Origin of the sequence: Qipengyuania citrea, from assembly GCF_024171405.1 — a bacterium.
Lineage (GTDB): Bacteria > Pseudomonadota > Alphaproteobacteria > Sphingomonadales > Sphingomonadaceae > Qipengyuania > Qipengyuania profunda.
In genome coordinates this window covers 534,070-548,073 of sequence record NZ_JALJZT010000002.1, presented here as the reverse complement: position 1 = coordinate 548,073, position 14,004 = coordinate 534,070, and the positions used below count along the sequence as shown (strand labels likewise).

General features: G+C 64.8%; 16 protein-coding genes and 1 tRNA gene. 14 read left to right on the top strand and 3 right to left on the bottom strand.

Annotation, left to right across the window (positions count from 1 at the left end):
- Nucleotides 1–8: 8 nt before the first annotated feature.
- Genes gap through J2S32_RS03530 form a run of 4 tightly spaced genes read left to right on the top strand, consistent with a single transcriptional unit; the run spans nucleotide 9 to nucleotide 3,782 of the window.
- On the top strand, nucleotides 9–1,016 hold the full coding sequence (gap, locus tag J2S32_RS03545; protein WP_253516340.1) for a type I glyceraldehyde-3-phosphate dehydrogenase: 1,008 nt from the start codon (nucleotides 9–11) through the stop codon (nucleotides 1,014–1,016).
- Nucleotides 1,017–1,046: 30 nt separating this feature from the next.
- Nucleotides 1,047–2,246, top strand: coding sequence for a phosphoglycerate kinase (locus J2S32_RS03540; RefSeq protein WP_253516337.1), 1,200 nt, complete (start codon nucleotides 1,047–1,049; stop codon nucleotides 2,244–2,246).
- Nucleotides 2,243–2,698, top strand: coding sequence for a PaaI family thioesterase (locus tag J2S32_RS03535; protein WP_367398966.1), 456 nt, complete (start codon nucleotides 2,243–2,245; stop codon nucleotides 2,696–2,698). The genes J2S32_RS03540 and J2S32_RS03535 overlap by 4 nt, the downstream gene beginning before the upstream one ends.
- Before the next feature lie 4 nt (nucleotides 2,699–2,702).
- Nucleotides 2,703–3,782 carry a serine hydrolase domain-containing protein gene (locus J2S32_RS03530; RefSeq protein WP_253516334.1) on the top strand — a complete coding sequence of 360 codons (1,080 nt, stop codon included), beginning with the start codon at nucleotides 2,703–2,705 and terminating at the stop codon, nucleotides 3,780–3,782.
- Here the strand turns inward: J2S32_RS03530 and J2S32_RS03525 are convergent.
- Nucleotides 3,779–4,537, bottom strand: coding sequence for a flavodoxin family protein (locus tag J2S32_RS03525; protein ID WP_253516331.1), 759 nt, complete (start codon nucleotides 4,535–4,537; stop codon nucleotides 3,779–3,781). The genes J2S32_RS03530 and J2S32_RS03525 overlap by 4 nt on opposite strands.
- 94 nt (nucleotides 4,538–4,631) lie before the next feature.
- Between J2S32_RS03525 and J2S32_RS03520 the strand changes: the two genes are divergently transcribed.
- The 3 genes from J2S32_RS03520 (at nucleotide 4,632) to J2S32_RS03510 (ending at nucleotide 8,500) form a co-directional block, all read left to right on the top strand.
- On the top strand, nucleotides 4,632–6,161 hold the full coding sequence (locus tag J2S32_RS03520; RefSeq protein WP_253516327.1) for a tryptophan halogenase family protein: 1,530 nt from the start codon (nucleotides 4,632–4,634) through the stop codon (nucleotides 6,159–6,161).
- Nucleotides 6,158–7,507 carry a tryptophan 7-halogenase gene (locus tag J2S32_RS03515; RefSeq protein WP_253516318.1) on the top strand — a complete coding sequence of 450 codons (1,350 nt, stop codon included), beginning with the start codon at nucleotides 6,158–6,160 and terminating at the stop codon, nucleotides 7,505–7,507. Before J2S32_RS03520 ends, J2S32_RS03515 begins: the two co-directional genes overlap by 4 nt.
- 105 nt (nucleotides 7,508–7,612) lie before the next feature.
- The gene (locus J2S32_RS03510) at nucleotides 7,613–8,500 is read left to right on the top strand and encodes a fructose bisphosphate aldolase (protein WP_253516314.1); all 888 of its coding nucleotides are present in this window, start codon (nucleotides 7,613–7,615) and stop codon (nucleotides 8,498–8,500) included.
- 3 nt (nucleotides 8,501–8,503) lie between these two features.
- Here J2S32_RS03510 and J2S32_RS03505 read toward each other — a convergent pair whose 3' ends face one another.
- The gene (locus J2S32_RS03505) at nucleotides 8,504–8,893 is read right to left on the bottom strand and encodes a hypothetical protein (protein WP_253516312.1); all 390 of its coding nucleotides are present in this window, start codon (nucleotides 8,891–8,893) and stop codon (nucleotides 8,504–8,506) included.
- Between the two features lie 77 nt (nucleotides 8,894–8,970).
- Between J2S32_RS03505 and thiE the strand changes: the two genes are divergently transcribed.
- From thiE to J2S32_RS03490, 3 genes are read left to right on the top strand one after another with little or no spacing between them, the layout of a single operon-like run.
- Entirely contained in the window at nucleotides 8,971–9,594 is a 624-nt protein-coding gene (gene thiE, locus J2S32_RS03500) for a thiamine phosphate synthase (RefSeq protein ID WP_253516311.1), read from the top strand.
- 55 nt (nucleotides 9,595–9,649) lie between these two features.
- Nucleotides 9,650–10,882: a L,D-transpeptidase family protein gene (locus J2S32_RS03495; RefSeq protein WP_253516309.1), complete on the top strand. Its 1,233-nt coding sequence runs from the start codon at nucleotides 9,650–9,652 to the stop codon at nucleotides 10,880–10,882.
- A gap of 17 nt (nucleotides 10,883–10,899) precedes the next feature.
- Nucleotides 10,900–11,589 carry a M23 family metallopeptidase gene (locus J2S32_RS03490; protein ID WP_253516306.1) on the top strand — a complete coding sequence of 230 codons (690 nt, stop codon included), beginning with the start codon at nucleotides 10,900–10,902 and terminating at the stop codon, nucleotides 11,587–11,589.
- On the opposite strand, the gene J2S32_RS03485 is transcribed toward J2S32_RS03490, so the two are convergent.
- A complete protein-coding gene (locus J2S32_RS03485; protein WP_253516303.1) occupies nucleotides 11,590–11,958 on the bottom strand; it encodes an elongation factor P in 369 nt (122 codons plus the stop codon).
- Between the two features lie 142 nt (nucleotides 11,959–12,100).
- On the opposite strand from J2S32_RS03485, the gene efp reads away from it, so the two are divergent.
- From efp to J2S32_RS03465, 4 genes are all read left to right on the top strand, one after another.
- A complete protein-coding gene (gene efp, locus J2S32_RS03480; RefSeq protein ID WP_253516300.1) occupies nucleotides 12,101–12,661 on the top strand; it encodes an elongation factor P in 561 nt (186 codons plus the stop codon).
- 4 nt (nucleotides 12,662–12,665) lie between these two features.
- The gene (locus J2S32_RS03475) at nucleotides 12,666–13,016 is read left to right on the top strand and encodes a hypothetical protein (protein WP_253516293.1); all 351 of its coding nucleotides are present in this window, start codon (nucleotides 12,666–12,668) and stop codon (nucleotides 13,014–13,016) included.
- A gap of 10 nt (nucleotides 13,017–13,026) precedes the next feature.
- Nucleotides 13,027–13,848: an inositol monophosphatase family protein gene (locus J2S32_RS03470; protein WP_253516290.1), complete on the top strand. Its 822-nt coding sequence runs from the start codon at nucleotides 13,027–13,029 to the stop codon at nucleotides 13,846–13,848.
- 43 nt (nucleotides 13,849–13,891) lie between these two features.
- A tRNA-Leu gene (locus J2S32_RS03465) sits at nucleotides 13,892–13,975 on the top strand.
- The last annotated feature ends 29 nt before the right edge of the window (nucleotides 13,976–14,004 follow it).

The window sequence follows — 14,004 nt, the reverse complement described above, 5'->3', positions numbered from 1 at the left end:
TTTTTGCAATGGCGACGAAGGTTGCAATCAACGGTTTTGGACGTATCGGCCGCCTCGTGGCGCGCGCCATTCTCGAGCGTGGCGATCACGATCTCGAACTCGTCAGCATCAACGACCTGGCCGACACCAAGTCGAATGCGCTGCTGTTCCAGTATGACAGCACGCATGGCCGTTTCCCCGGCACGGTCGAGGTCGGCGACAAGGCTATCATCGTCAACGGCAAGTCGATCGCGGTCACCAGCGAGCGCGATCCGGGCGACCTGCCGCATGGCGACCAGGGCGTCGACATCGTCCTCGAATGCACCGGCTTCTTTCAGAGCCACGAAGCGGCCGAACCGCATCTCAAGGCGGGCGCCAAGCGCGTGCTGATCTCGGCCCCGGCCAAGAACGTTTCGGCCACGATCGTCTACGGTGTGAACCACGAAACGCTCAGCGCCGAGGACGTGATCGTCTCGAACGCCAGCTGCACCACCAACTGCCTCTCGCCGATGGCGAAGGTGCTGCACGACACCGTCGGCATCGAGCGCGGGTTCATGACCACGATCCACAGCTACACCAACGACCAGCGCATGCTCGACCAGATGCATAGCGACATGCGCCGGGCGCGCGGCGGCGCGCAGAACATGATCCCGACAACCACCGGCGCGGCGCGCGCGGTCGGCCTCGTCCTGCCCGAACTGGCGGGCAAGCTCGACGGTTCGAGCGTGCGCGTGCCGACGCCCAATGTCAGCCTCGTCGATCTCGTCTTCACCCCCGGCCGCGACACCAGCGTCGAAGAATTGAACGGCGCGCTCAAGGAAGCCGCCGAAGGCAAGATGAAGGGCGTGCTCGACTATACCGACCAGCCGCTCGTCAGCAGCGACTTCAACCACTATCCGGCCAGCTCGACCATCGACAGCCTCGAAACCAGCGTGATGGAAGGCAAGCTTGCCCGCGTCGTCAGCTGGTACGACAATGAATGGGGCTTTTCGAACCGCATGATCGACACCGCCGGCGTGATGGCGAAGTTCCTCTAACGCCAAGTTCCGCCAAAGGACGCCCGACCAATGAGCAGCTTCAAGACCCTGGACGATCTCGGTGACATCACCGGCAAGATCGCGCTGGTGCGCGTCGATCTCAACCTGCCGATGAAGGATGGTTCGGCCACCGACGTCTCGCGCGTCGAGGCGGTCAAGCCGACCATCCTCGAACTCGCCGAAAAGGGTGCCAAGGTCCTGTTGCTCGCGCATTACGGGCGTCCCAAGGGCAAGCGCTATTCGACCATGAGCACGAGCTTCGTGCAGGGCGATGTCGAGAAGGTGCTGGACAAGGAGATCATGTTCATCCCCGAGGTCATGGGCCCCGTGGTCGAACAGTCGATCGGCATCCTTGCCAATGGCGATATCGGCCTACTCGACAATGTCCGTTTCTGGCCGGGCGAGGAAGCCAACGATCCCGAATTCGCGCGTGGTATGGCCGCGCATGGCGACTTCTACGTCAACGACGCGTTCAGCGCGGCGCACCGCGCGCATGCCAGCACCGAGGGGCTGGCGCACCATCTCCCGGCCTATGCGGGCCGCGCGATGGAAGCCGAACTGAAGGCGCTCGACGCTGCGCTGGGTAATCCCGAAGCCCCCGTCGCCGCGGTCGTCGGCGGGGCCAAGGTCTCGACCAAGCTCGACGTGCTGACCAATCTGGTCGGCAAGGTGCAGCACCTGATCATCGGCGGCGGGATGGCCAACACCTTTCTCGCCGCCAAGGGTGTCGATGTCGGCAAGTCGCTGTGCGAACACGAGCTCACCGACACCGCCAATCGTATCATCGACGAAGCCGCGCATGCGGGCTGCACGGTTCACCTGCCCTATGATGTCGTAGTGGCGAAGGAATTTGCCGCCAACCCCGCGTCCCTGCGTACCTGCAACGTCCATGAAGTCGCGCATGACGAGATGATCCTCGATGTCGGCCCGCTGGCGACCGAGGCGCTGGCCGACGTGCTCAAGACCTGCCGCACGCTGGTGTGGAACGGCCCGATGGGCGCATTCGAGACCGAACCTTTCGACACCGCCACCGTCGCGCTGGCGCGGACCGCCGCGGCGCTGACACTGGACGGTTCGTTGATCTCGGTCGCGGGCGGGGGAGATACGGTCGCTGCGCTCGCGCATGCCGGGGTGAAGGACGAGTTCACCTTCGTATCGACCGCAGGCGGCGCCTTTCTCGAATGGATGGAAGGCAAGCCGCTTCCCGGCGTGGCGGCGCTGACCGCATGAGCGAGAACGAAGCAGTAGGAGCGAGCGGCGGGCTCGTACCCGTCACCGAGGGCGAATGGTCCGGCTGGTCGACCTGGCAGAGCGATGCTTTCGAGCAGCGCGCGGGCCCGTTCTACGAACGGCGCGATGACGACGGCAGCATGGTCGCCGCTTTCCGCGCGGAGGAGCGCCACATGAACGGCGCGGGCTTCATGCATGGCGGTTGCATGATGACCTTCGCCGACAGCGCGATCTTCACCATCGCGACCGACGAACTCGCCGGATCGCATGGCGTCACCATGCATCTCGCGGGCGATTTCCTCGATCCGGCCAGCGTCGGCCAGCTGATCGAGGCGCGCGGCGAAGTCGTGCGCGCGGGCGGCAAGACGATCTATGTCGTCGGCATGATCCGCGCCGATGGCAAGCCGGTGCTTAGCTTCAACGGCATCATCCGGAAGATCACCAGGAGATAGAACCGTGCGTATTCTCTGCCTGTTCGCCCTGCTTCTGCTGCCCTCGGTCACCTCGGCGCAAGCAGGCGATGCGGCGGAGGAGTTCGCACCCTTCGACCAATTCCTGGCTGAATTCCGCGAGGAAAACAGCGTCCCGGCGCTGAGCGCGGTGATCGTCCGAGACGGGCAGATCGCGTGGGAAGGCCATTACGGCTGGGCCGATGACGAAGGCGAGGTCGCAACCAGCGCGGATACGACTTACAAGATCGCTTCCACCACCAAGCCCATCGCCGCGACGGCGATCATGGCCGAGGCACTGGCGGGTGGGCTGTCGCTCGACCTGCCGATGAGCGCGGACGAAGGCTTTGCCGACACCTGCGACTGGCTGTCGCAGTCCCCGATCCCCTTCGGGAGCGGCGGCGTGGACCGGCACGGCAATGCAGTGTCGGCGATGGATTGCGCCAAGCCGCTGACGCTCTCGCAAATGCTCGACATGCGCGCCAATGGCGAGGCCTTCGTCTACAACCCCATTGCCTACGCGCGGATCGACCGCGCGATCAGCGGCGCGGGTGGGCGCGACCTGCGTGCCATCGTGCGTGACCGCGTGGCCGAGCCGGCGGGGATGCGCAACGTCGCGCTCGGCTGGCGCGATCCCGAAGGCGGCGATGCGCTGCGGTTCCTCGCGCCGCCCTTCCACCCGGTCGATGGGCGCCTCGTCAAACAGGTCCTGCCCGATGACGATTTCCGCGCGGCTGCGGGTATCATTGCCAGCCCGCTGCAGATGGCGAAGTTCGATATCGCCTTCGATTCCGGCGTGCTCATCCCGCCAGCGCTGATCCGCGAGCTGGTCGAAGCCGATATCGGCCCGCTTGGCGACTACCGGCGCGGCTGGTTCCTCGAGGATTGGAACGGCCAGCGCCTGCTGTGGCATTCGGGCTGGAACGAGCAGAAGGGCTCCGCCCTCTACCTCAAGGTGCCCGGCAAGCGGCTGACACTGATCGTGCTCGCCAATACCGAGGCGATCTGGTGGGGCAATTCGCTGGTCAGGGCCGAAGTCGCCGAAAGCCCGATCGCGCAGCGCTTCCTCGAGGAATTCGCCCGCTAGCGATATTCGGGATTGGGCGCGTCGAAGCGGCGGCCTTCCTGCCACAGGTCAACCGAATTGCCCCATGCGGGAATGCCGCCCGCATCCTTCAGCATGCGGGCCATGTGCATCAGGTTCCACGTCATGAAGGTGGTGTTGCGGCGGGTGAAATCGTTGTCGAAGCCTTCGTAGCCCTGGCCGTCTTCCTTGGCGTCACCATAGCTTGGACCAGGGCCGGCTTCGCCGACCCATCCGGCATCGGCCTGCGGCGGGATGGTGTAACCGACATGCTGCAGCGAATAGAGCACGCCCATGCCGACATGCTTGATGCCGTCTTCATTGCCGGTGACGATGCAGCCGCCGACCTTGCCGTAGAAAGCGTATTGGCCCTTGTCGTTGGTCTGGCCCGAATGCGCGTAGAGGCGTTCGATCAGTCGCTGGCAGACCGAACTTTTCTCGCCGAGCCAGATCGGGGTGCCGATCACGAGGATGTCGGCGGCGGCGACCTTGTCCCAGATCGCGGGCCAATCGTCTTGCGCTGCGCCATGCTCGGTCATGTCGGGATAGACACCGGGCGCGATCGCGTGGTCGACCAGTCGCACCTGTTCGAGTGCGACATCGTTGCGCACCAGGATCGCCTCGGTCACGCCGAGCAGCTTGTCGGTATGCGACCCCTCGGGCGAGGGTTTGAGCGTGCAGTTGATCGTCAGCGCCTTGAGGTCGGAAAAGTCGGACGTGTTTTCGTCGCACAAGGTCTCTTGGGTCCGGTCGAGCATGCTTCCTCCTTGGGTCTGCCTGAGATACGCATGGGCGGCGAGATAGTTACCCCGCGCAGTTGTCGGTCTTTCCTGCGCTGGTTATGGCTTGTGCATGACCGCGCGAGCGCAGCAGATCGACCGGGTAGTGATCGTCGGCGGCGGGACGGCGGGCTGGATGACCGCGATCGCGCTGGCCCGCCTGCTCGGGCGGCTGGGCCTGTCGATCACGCTGGTCGAATCCACTGCCATCGGCACGGTCGGGGTGGGCGAGGCGACGCTGCCGCAGATCCGCACCTTCAACCGCCTGCTGGGACTGGACGAACGCGAGATGATGGCGCGCACCGCCGCGACCATCAAGCTGGGTATCGAATTCCGCGATTGGGGCCGGATCGGTGATCGCTACATCCACCCCTTCGGCACCTATGGCGAAGAGATCGGGCAAGCGAGCTTCATCGATTATTGGGCGCGTGGTCGCGCAGCGGGCAAGGCAGCACCGATCGGCGACTATTCGCTGCCGATTGTCGCCGCATGGGCGGGGCGATTCGAACCGCCGAAGCCGGAAGATGCGCGCCAGGCTTATGATTTTGCCTTCCAATTCGATGCCGGGCTCTATGCCGCATGGCTCGCCGAACTCGCGCAGCAGGCGGGGGTTGTCCGGCGCGAGGGCAAAATCACCGAGGTCCGCCGCAAGGGCGAGAGCGGCGACATCGATGCGGTGGTCCTCGAATCGGGCGAGGCCATCGAAGGCGATCTGTTTATCGACTGCTCGGGCTTCCGCGCGCTCTTGATCGGCGACACGCTGGGCACGGCGTTCGAGGACTGGAGCCATTGGTTGCCCTGTAATCGCGCATACGCGGTTCCCTGTGCCAATGGCGGCGATCACGGCCCCTATACCCGCGCGACGGCACGCAAGGCGGGGTGGCAATGGCGTATCCCTTTGCAGCACCGGGTGGGCAACGGGCTGGTCTATTGCGATGCCTGGTGGGACGATCAGGACGCGGCCGATTGCCTGATGGCTAATCTGGAGGGCGAGGCGGGCGCAGAGCCGCGCCAGCTGCGCTTCACGACCGGGCGCCGCCGTTCGCTATGGCAAGGTAATTGCGTCGCCATCGGTCTGGCTGGCGGGTTCCTCGAACCGCTCGAATCGACCAGCATCGACCTGATCCAGAGCGGCATCCTCAATCTCGTCGACCTGTTTCCCGGAGCGGCGATCGAACCCGCCGACAGGCGCGAATACGACCGGCTGATGGATCTCGAATTCGAGCGTATCCGAGACTTTCTCGTGTTGCATTATGTCGCCAACCAGCGCGAGGATGAGGAGTTTTGGCGCGCGATGCGCACCATGGCGATCCCCGACAGCCTGGCGGAAAAGATCGAGGATTTTCGCTGCCGTGCGATCCTGCCCGATTATGCGCATGGCCTGTTCCAGCAGGTGAGCTGGATATCGGTGTTCCTGGGCCAGAATGTGGTGCCCGAGGCATGGGACCCGCGAACCGCGGGCTTGCCCGAAGCCGAACTCGCCACCCGGCTTGAGGGGATTCACCAGCGCATCGCCCGCGACGCTGCGGCAATGCCCGATCATCTCGGTTTCATTGCCCGATCTGGCGCTGCATTCGAGGCATTGGGCGAAACCGCAGGATGAGCCAGCCCGTCCGCTCCTACCTCCTGTTCGGCGCGAAAGCCGACGTCTGGCCGGTGGCGGCCATGCTCTCCGCACAGCTACCCGCAAGCATTGCCATCACGGTCGTCGAGGAAGCGGACCGCTCCGGTGAGCTCGTCGCGCTGCCGGTGGAGGATCCTTACTTCCACGCGCTGGAGCTGAAAGCATGGGACCTCGCCCATGCCGGAGCGAATTTTGCGCTTGGCTATGCACTCGATGGCTTTCTCGGCTCCGAGTCGGAGATCGTCGCCGCACCCTCGGGTGATCTTCCGGCCATCGGGGGCCTGGCGCTTCACCAGATCCTGCGGCGCGTCGCGGGTGAGGCCGGGGCGATGGACCGATTGGCCGAACTGCACGAGGGCTTCCGATTCTGTGCCCGCGCTGCGGCCGAGGGGCGCATGGGCGTGCCCGGAGATGCGCCGGACTCGCCCCTCGCCATGCTCGGGCCGCTGGCGATCATCGACAGTTCGGCACTGGCCTCGCTGCTCGTCCAACGCCTCCCCAACGATCGGGTTAAAAGCGTCGCGGGCGAAATCGCGAGACTGGACCGCGACGACAATGGCCGGGTGCTTGCCGCATGGACCGAGGATGGCGCGGAGGTGACCGCCGATGTGTTTATAGACCTGCGCGATCCGGGTGAAACGGTGGACGGCGGGGAGACTATGGCGCTCCCCGTGCTTGATACGGCGTTCGCAGGTGGGGTGGCGGTTCGGGCGCACCTCAATGCGGCACCGCTGCCACGCTACATCGCTCAAGCAAAGTCATCGCCTTCTACGGCTCGGCCCTTTGCGTTGCAGGCGCCATGGGTGGCCAATTTGATCCGCCTCGGCCCCGCCTCTGCCCGGCTCGGGTCGCTATTGTCGGCGGACGGTCGGCTGCTTCTGACGCAGGCGGTGCACCTTGCGCAATGCCTGCCCGCCAGCGCGGACATGTCGGTGGAGGCGCGGCGCTTCAACCAGCTCCATTCGCGCAGCGTGTCCCGGTTCGATGAACTGGTCGCCGCGACGATGTTCCTCAACCGGCGGACCGAACGGCATTGGCAGAACTTGCGCAAAGCCGCGCCGCCCGAGGGGCTCGCCTTGCGGATCGACCAGTTCCGCAGTCGGGGTCGCTTGCCCGAATTCGATGGCGAGGTAGTCGATCGCCAGTTCTGGATCGACCTGCTCATGGCTTTCGGAGTGATCCCCGAACGGCATGATCGCCGCGCGGAGGCTTTCGACCCGCGCCAGCTCGACCGCGCGCTGGGTACGATCCGCGCGCAGCTCGATCAGACGCTTGCGGCCATGCCCCCGCATGCGGACTTCGGGCGCCGGTTCGGCGCGGCGTGAAATCACTGTGACAATAGTTTCGCGCCATAGTTGCAGCCTTAAGGACGCTTTTGTATGCGGCGCGCATACGATTGCAGTACCACTACCAGCGACGGGGTTTTCCAGATGACTTTCGATGAAATGAAGGCGCGTATTGCCGAGGGCCAGGGCTTTATCGCGGCGCTCGACCAGTCGGGTGGTTCGACCCCCAAGGCGCTGGCCGGTTACGGTGTTGCCGAGGATACCTGGACCACCGAAGACGAGATGTTCGGCCTGATCCACGAAATGCGCCAGCGGATCATCGAGAGCCCCTGCTTCGGCAATGGCAAGGTCATCGGCGCGATCCTGTTCGAAAAGACCATGGACGGGACGAGCGGCGGCAAGAGCGTGCCCGCGCGTCTCAAGGAACGCGGCATCGTGCCCTTCCTCAAGGTCGACAAGGGGCTCGAGGACGAACGCAACGGCGCGCAGCTGATGAAGCCCAATCCCGGCCTCGAAGCGATGTGTAACCGCGCGCGCGAACTCGGCGTGTTCGGCACCAAGATGCGCTCTGTCATCAAGTCAGCCAACCCCGTCGGCATCAAGGAAGCCGTTCGCCAGCAGTTCGCCGAAGGCGCGCGGATCCTGTCCTGCGGTCTCGTCCCGATGCTCGAACCCGAATACGACATCACCGCCGCCGACCGCGCGGAGGGCGAGAAGATCATGCTCGAAGCCATCGAGGAAGGCCTCGTGGCATTGCCCGAAGGCCAGCAGGTCATGCTCAAGCTCTCGATCCCCAAGGAAGCGGGGCTTTATGGCGGGCTGACCAACCACCCCAAGGTGCTGCGCGTGGTCGCGCTTTCGGGTGGCTATTCGACCGACGACGCCTGCCGCGAACTGGCCAAGAACCCCGGCATGATCGCCAGCTTCAGCCGCGGTCTGCTGCAGGACCTGCGCGCCGCGCAGGACGATGCCGAATTCGATGCGACGCTGTCGGCCGCGATGGACAAGATCCAGGCTGCCAGCGTGGCCTGAGGCTCAGCGCCTCTCGAAAGTGAAACGATATTCGCCGGCCGGGATTTCCCGGTCGGTGGTTTGCCCGGGCGTGGCCGACACCAGCACATAGGTCCGTCCCATCACTTCGTAGGGTTCGCCCAGCGTGAGCGGGGCGGTCTGCGCCCAGTGGGTGGCGGCAATGCGGGTGGAGACGGTCAGTTTGCCCGCCCACACGCAGTGCGCATTGATCGGACACCGGCTGTCCTCGGTCACCGCCAGCGGTGTCAGGATCGTATCGCCCGTCCATACCGGCTGACCGATGGCGACCGCGCTACCTTGCGAGGCAGCGTCGCCATTGGCGCGCGGCGTGTCGGGAATCACCGCGCAGGCGGCGAGCGGTGCGAGCATAAGGGAGGCAAGGAGGGTTTTCATGCAGGCGATAGAAAGCGCCGCCGCTTTCACCTGCCTGAACAGGTGACGAAACCCGCCGAGCGCATTAGGGCGGCCCGATGACCGATTGCCAATTGTATCTTATCTCGCCGCTCGACGTATCGGGCGATTTCCCCCAGCGGCTCGAGCGCGCGATCGAGGCGGGCCCCGGGCTGGTTACCGCCTTCCAGTTCCGTGTGAAAGGGCTCGACCAGCACGAGGCGGCGCGGTTGGCCGCGCCGCTGCAGGCGATCTGCGCGGCGCATGACGTCGCCTTCATCGTTAATGACGATGTCGCGCTGGCCAAACGGCTTGGGGCCGACGGCGTGCACCTGGGGCAGGGCGACGGCGAGCCGCGCGATGCGCGCGAGGAACTGGGCCGCGAGGCGCAGATCGGCGTGACCTGCCACGCGTCGAAGCATTTCGCCATGGAAGCGGGCGAAGCGGGCGCGGACTATGTCGCCTTCGGCGCCTTCTTCGACAGCACGACCAAGGCGAGCGAACATCGTCCCGAACTCGAAATCCTCGAATGGTGGAGCAATCTGTTCGAGATCCCCTGCGTCGCGATTGGGGGGATTACGCCCACCAATTGCCAGCCGCTGGTCGAGGCCGGGGCCGATTTCCTCGCCGTGTCCGGGGCGGTCTGGAACGGTGACGAAGTGGCTGCAGTGAAAGCGTTTGCGGAGCAAATTGCCGCCGCGTGAGTTGGCTATTCTGAAAGGGGCGGTCGCGTCCCGTCATTCCAGGAGAGGTCCCCTCATGCGCACCCTTATTCTCGCCGCCGTTTCATCGCTCGCCCTGGTTGCCTGCGGCACCCAAGGGTCCGACGAGGACCAGGATACCGATAGCGTCGCCAGCGCCGAGAGCGGGGACGATGTCGGCTACGAGACCTATGGCACGGACAACCACGCCGACACGATGGCATCGAACGACGATGCGTCGGGCGACCAGGCGCAAACCACCGATATTCCCGATCCCGAAGAGCGCCCGATCATGCAGGCGCAGGTCGTGCTCGACCGCGTGGGCTTCGGTCCCGGCGTCATCGACGGCAAGATGGGCATGAGCACCGAGAACGCGCTGCGCGGGTTCCAGGAAGCGAATGACCTCACCGTCACCGGCAAGCTCGACGAAGCGACCAAGGGCGCACTTTCCGAATGGGACCGCATCCCCGCCACGCGGGTGGTGACGATCCCGGCAGCCTGGGGCGAGACGAGCTATACCGACATGCCCGAGGATGTGGCGGAGAAGGCCAAGCTGGAGCGGCTCGGCTACACTTCGCTCGACGAACGGCTGGCGGAGCGTTTCCATACGACTGTGGAAGTGCTCGAACAGCTCAATCCTGGCGGCAAGCCTGCGGGGATGGGCGGGACCGAATCCACGACTTCGGCCAGCGCCACCCCCACCGCATCGCCCACTCCGCAGGCCAGCGGTACCGGCTCACCGAGCGCCGCAACGACCAGCCTTTTCGCCGCGGGCCAGCAGATCCGCGTGCCCAATATCGGTGCCGACCGGATCGCGCCGCGTTCGGTCGAGGATAGCGGCTGGCAGCGCACGCTCGTCTCGCTTGGCGTCGGGTCCGAACAGCCTTCGGTCGACCGCATCGTGGTCAGCAAGGCGGGCAAGACGCTGAAAGCCTATCAGGGCGACAAACTGATCGCACTGTTCACCGTCAGCTCGGGGTCGAGCGAGTTTCCGCTCCCGCTAGGCGAATGGGACATCGTCGGCGAAGCCTACAACCCGCCCTACAGCTACGATCCCGAAGTGCTCGGCAATGGAGACGGCGAAACCTATACGCTGGCACCGGGGCCCAATTCGCCGGTCGGTATCGTCTGGATCGATCTCAGCAAGGAACATTACGGCATCCATGGCACTCCCGATCCGGAAACCATCGGGCGCGCGCAGAGCAGCGGCTGCGTCCGGCTGACCAATTGGGACGCGGCGCGACTTGCCGGGATGGTGTCGCAATCGACAAAGGTGCTTTTCGAAGCCTGAGCGGTTAGGGTGATCCCATGAACCTCGTCGACCGCATCCTGACCATCGTCGTAACGGCCACCATCACCAGCGCGATCTGGATCGTTGCGGGTGGCAGTCTGATCGAGAACGCGACCAGCACCGGCCAGCGTGAAGCGACCCGGCCCGCCGAAGCCGCGCCGAGCCCGAGTGCGAGCGACACGTCAGCCGATGGAACGGGTACGGATAGCGATGTGCTGGCAGTCGGTGCGCTCGATGCGCAATTGGCGGCGGCGCCCAGCGCGGCGCAGTCCCGCCAATTGCTGATCCCGGTGCAGAATATCCGCCCCGCCGATCTTACCGATACGTACAGCGATTCGCGCGGCGGCGGTACGCGCCTGCACGAAGCGCTCGACATCATGGCGCCGAAGGGCACCAGCGTGCTGTCCTCCGCGCCCGGCACGATCGAGAAGCTGTTCCGCTCGAAAGCCGGGGGGAATACGATCTATGTTCGCTCGACCGATGGCGAGACGATCTATTACTACGCGCATCTCGATGCCTATGCCGAGGGGCTGCGCGAAGGGCAGCGCGTACGCCGCGGCCAGCGGCTGGGCATGGTGGGCAGTTCGGGCAATGCCTCTGCCGAGGCCCCGCACCTGCATTTCGCAATCCTGCAGACGACCGCGGACGCCGAGTGGTGGGAGCCCGCGAATGCGGTCAATCCCTACCCGCTGCTAACCGCCGACTAGTCAGCCGCTGGTCGGGCCGACGCGGTGGCAGCGCAAACGGCCCAGTTTGCCGTCACGCCCGACTTCCTGCAGCAGGCCGGACCCCAGCCGCATCATCTTGGTGCCGCGCATCGGACCGCGGGTGAAGGTGACCTGCTTGCCTTCCATCAGATAGGTGCCGGCACCGCGCACGGTGCGATAGCTCGACCCGCCGGTAATGGCGAAATCGCGGCCCTCCTGTTCGACCCAAGCAGCGCCGCTCGCATCGCCGGGGAGCGCACAGACATATTCGCCCTGGTCGAGCAGCAGCAGCCGCCCCTGCGCCATGGCGGGCCCGTGAGCGAGGCCCGTCAGCGCGGCGAGCAGGGTAAGTTTGGTAAGCTGTTTCATATCATCCGTCCGACGATGCATATAGCAACGCCGACCGCGGTTTTCCACTCGCTTGCCCGCGCGGCCTCGCTCGGCTAAGGCGCGCCGCACACAACCGCCCGACGGGCGGCCTGCTCTTTTACAAGTCGAAGGTAGCTTCCCCATGAAGATCAGCGGCGTGGACATCCGTCCGGGCAACATCATCGAATATGAAACGGGCATCTGGAAGGTCGCCAAGATCCAGCACACGCAGCCGGGCAAGGGCGGCGCCTACATGCAGGTCGAGATGAAGAACCTGCAGGATGGCCGCAAGACCAATGTCCGCTTCCGCAGCGCGGACACGGTCGAAAAGGTGCGCCTCGATACGGCCGAGTATCAATTCCTTTACGAGGATGGCGACATGCTCGTGTTCATGGACCAGAGCACCTACGAACAGATCACCCTGCCCAGCGACCTGCTCGGCGACGCGCGCGCCTTCCTGCAGGACGGCATGCAGGTAAAGCTCGAGCTGTGGGAAGAAAAACCCATCTCGGTCGAACTGCCCGCTCAGATCGAGGCCGAAATCGTCGAGGCCGATGCCGTGGTGAAGGGGCAGACCGCCTCGTCCAGCTACAAGCCCGCGGTGCTCGACAATGGCGTGCGCATCATGGTCCCGCCGCATATCGAAAGCGGCACGCGGATCATCGTCGACGTCTACGAACAGTCCTACGTCGGCAAGGCCTAAGCTCATGGGCAAATCCATCGCCAGCCGGTTCGAGAACATCGACATCACCCGCAGCGTTCTGCGCGCGGTCATCATCAACGATGACGAGCTGACGCTGGAAATGGATTTCTGCCTCGAAGAAGCGCATCCCGACTACGAAGCGCCGGGCGCCGACGAAGACTGCTGCTTCCACCCCGGCCTGCTCAAGTTCGCCGGGATTTCGAAGCTGGGTCTCGATCGCGCTGAAAATGCAGGCGAAACCAAGCGTCGTTTCGCCATCCAGTCCTTCAATATCGAGGGCACGAAGTTCGACATGGCCTGCGAGTGGGGCGATATCCACCTGCAGGCGCGTTCGATCCGCGTCCTGACCGAATAAGAGAGTTTCCATGGCCGTTCTATCGGGTGTCATTCGCGTAATGGAGAAGGCCGCGCGCAAGGCGGGTGGCCGCTTGCGGCGCGATTTCGGCGAGGTCGAGCACCTCCAGGTCAGCCGCAAGGGGCCGGCCGATTTCGTTTCCAAGGCCGACCGCATCGCCGAACGCACGATCTATGACGAACTGCTCGCCGCACGGCCCGATTGGGGTTTCGTGATGGAAGAGGCGGGCATCATCGAAGGTGACGCAAACAAGCCGCGCTGGATCGTCGATCCGCTCGACGGCACCAGCAACTTCCTCCACGGCATCCCGCATTTCGCGATCAGCATCGCGGTGCAGGAACCCAAGCTTGGCGGCGGGGGCTGGGACGACGTCAGCGCCGCGGTGATCTACAACCCGGTCACCGACGAGACCTTCTGGGCCGAAAAGAGCCGCGGGGCCTGGCTGCATGACGGACGCCTGCGCGTGTCCGCACGCCGCGGCCTGTCCGAAGCATTGGTCGCTACCGGCATTCCCTTCCAGGGCCATGGCAATTTCACCGAGTGGTCGAAGATCTTTGCGGCCATCGGTCCGCAGGTCGCGGGGATTCGCCGCTACGGCGCCGCCTCGCTCGATCTGGCGTGGCTCGCCGCAGGCCGGTTCGACGGCTTCTGGGAAAGCGATCTCAACGATTGGGATACGGCCGCCGGCTGCCTGATCGTGCGCGAAGCGGGCGGGTTCGTATCCGATTTCCGCGGCCGTTCGCAGCCGATCCATGCCAAGCAGGTCCTCGCGGCCAATGATGCGCTGCATTCGAAGCTGCACAAATTGCTGGCGAATGCGCTGAAGGCTTGATGCCTGCACGGGGCGCGGCTAATCCCCGCGCTCCCGACCCAGTGCCCCTGTGGCGGAATTGGTAGACGCGCTCGACTCAAAATCGAGTTTCTTTGAAGTGCCGGTTCGAGTCCGGCCAGGGGTACCAAAACAATTATCTAATCGCCTGATTTTTGG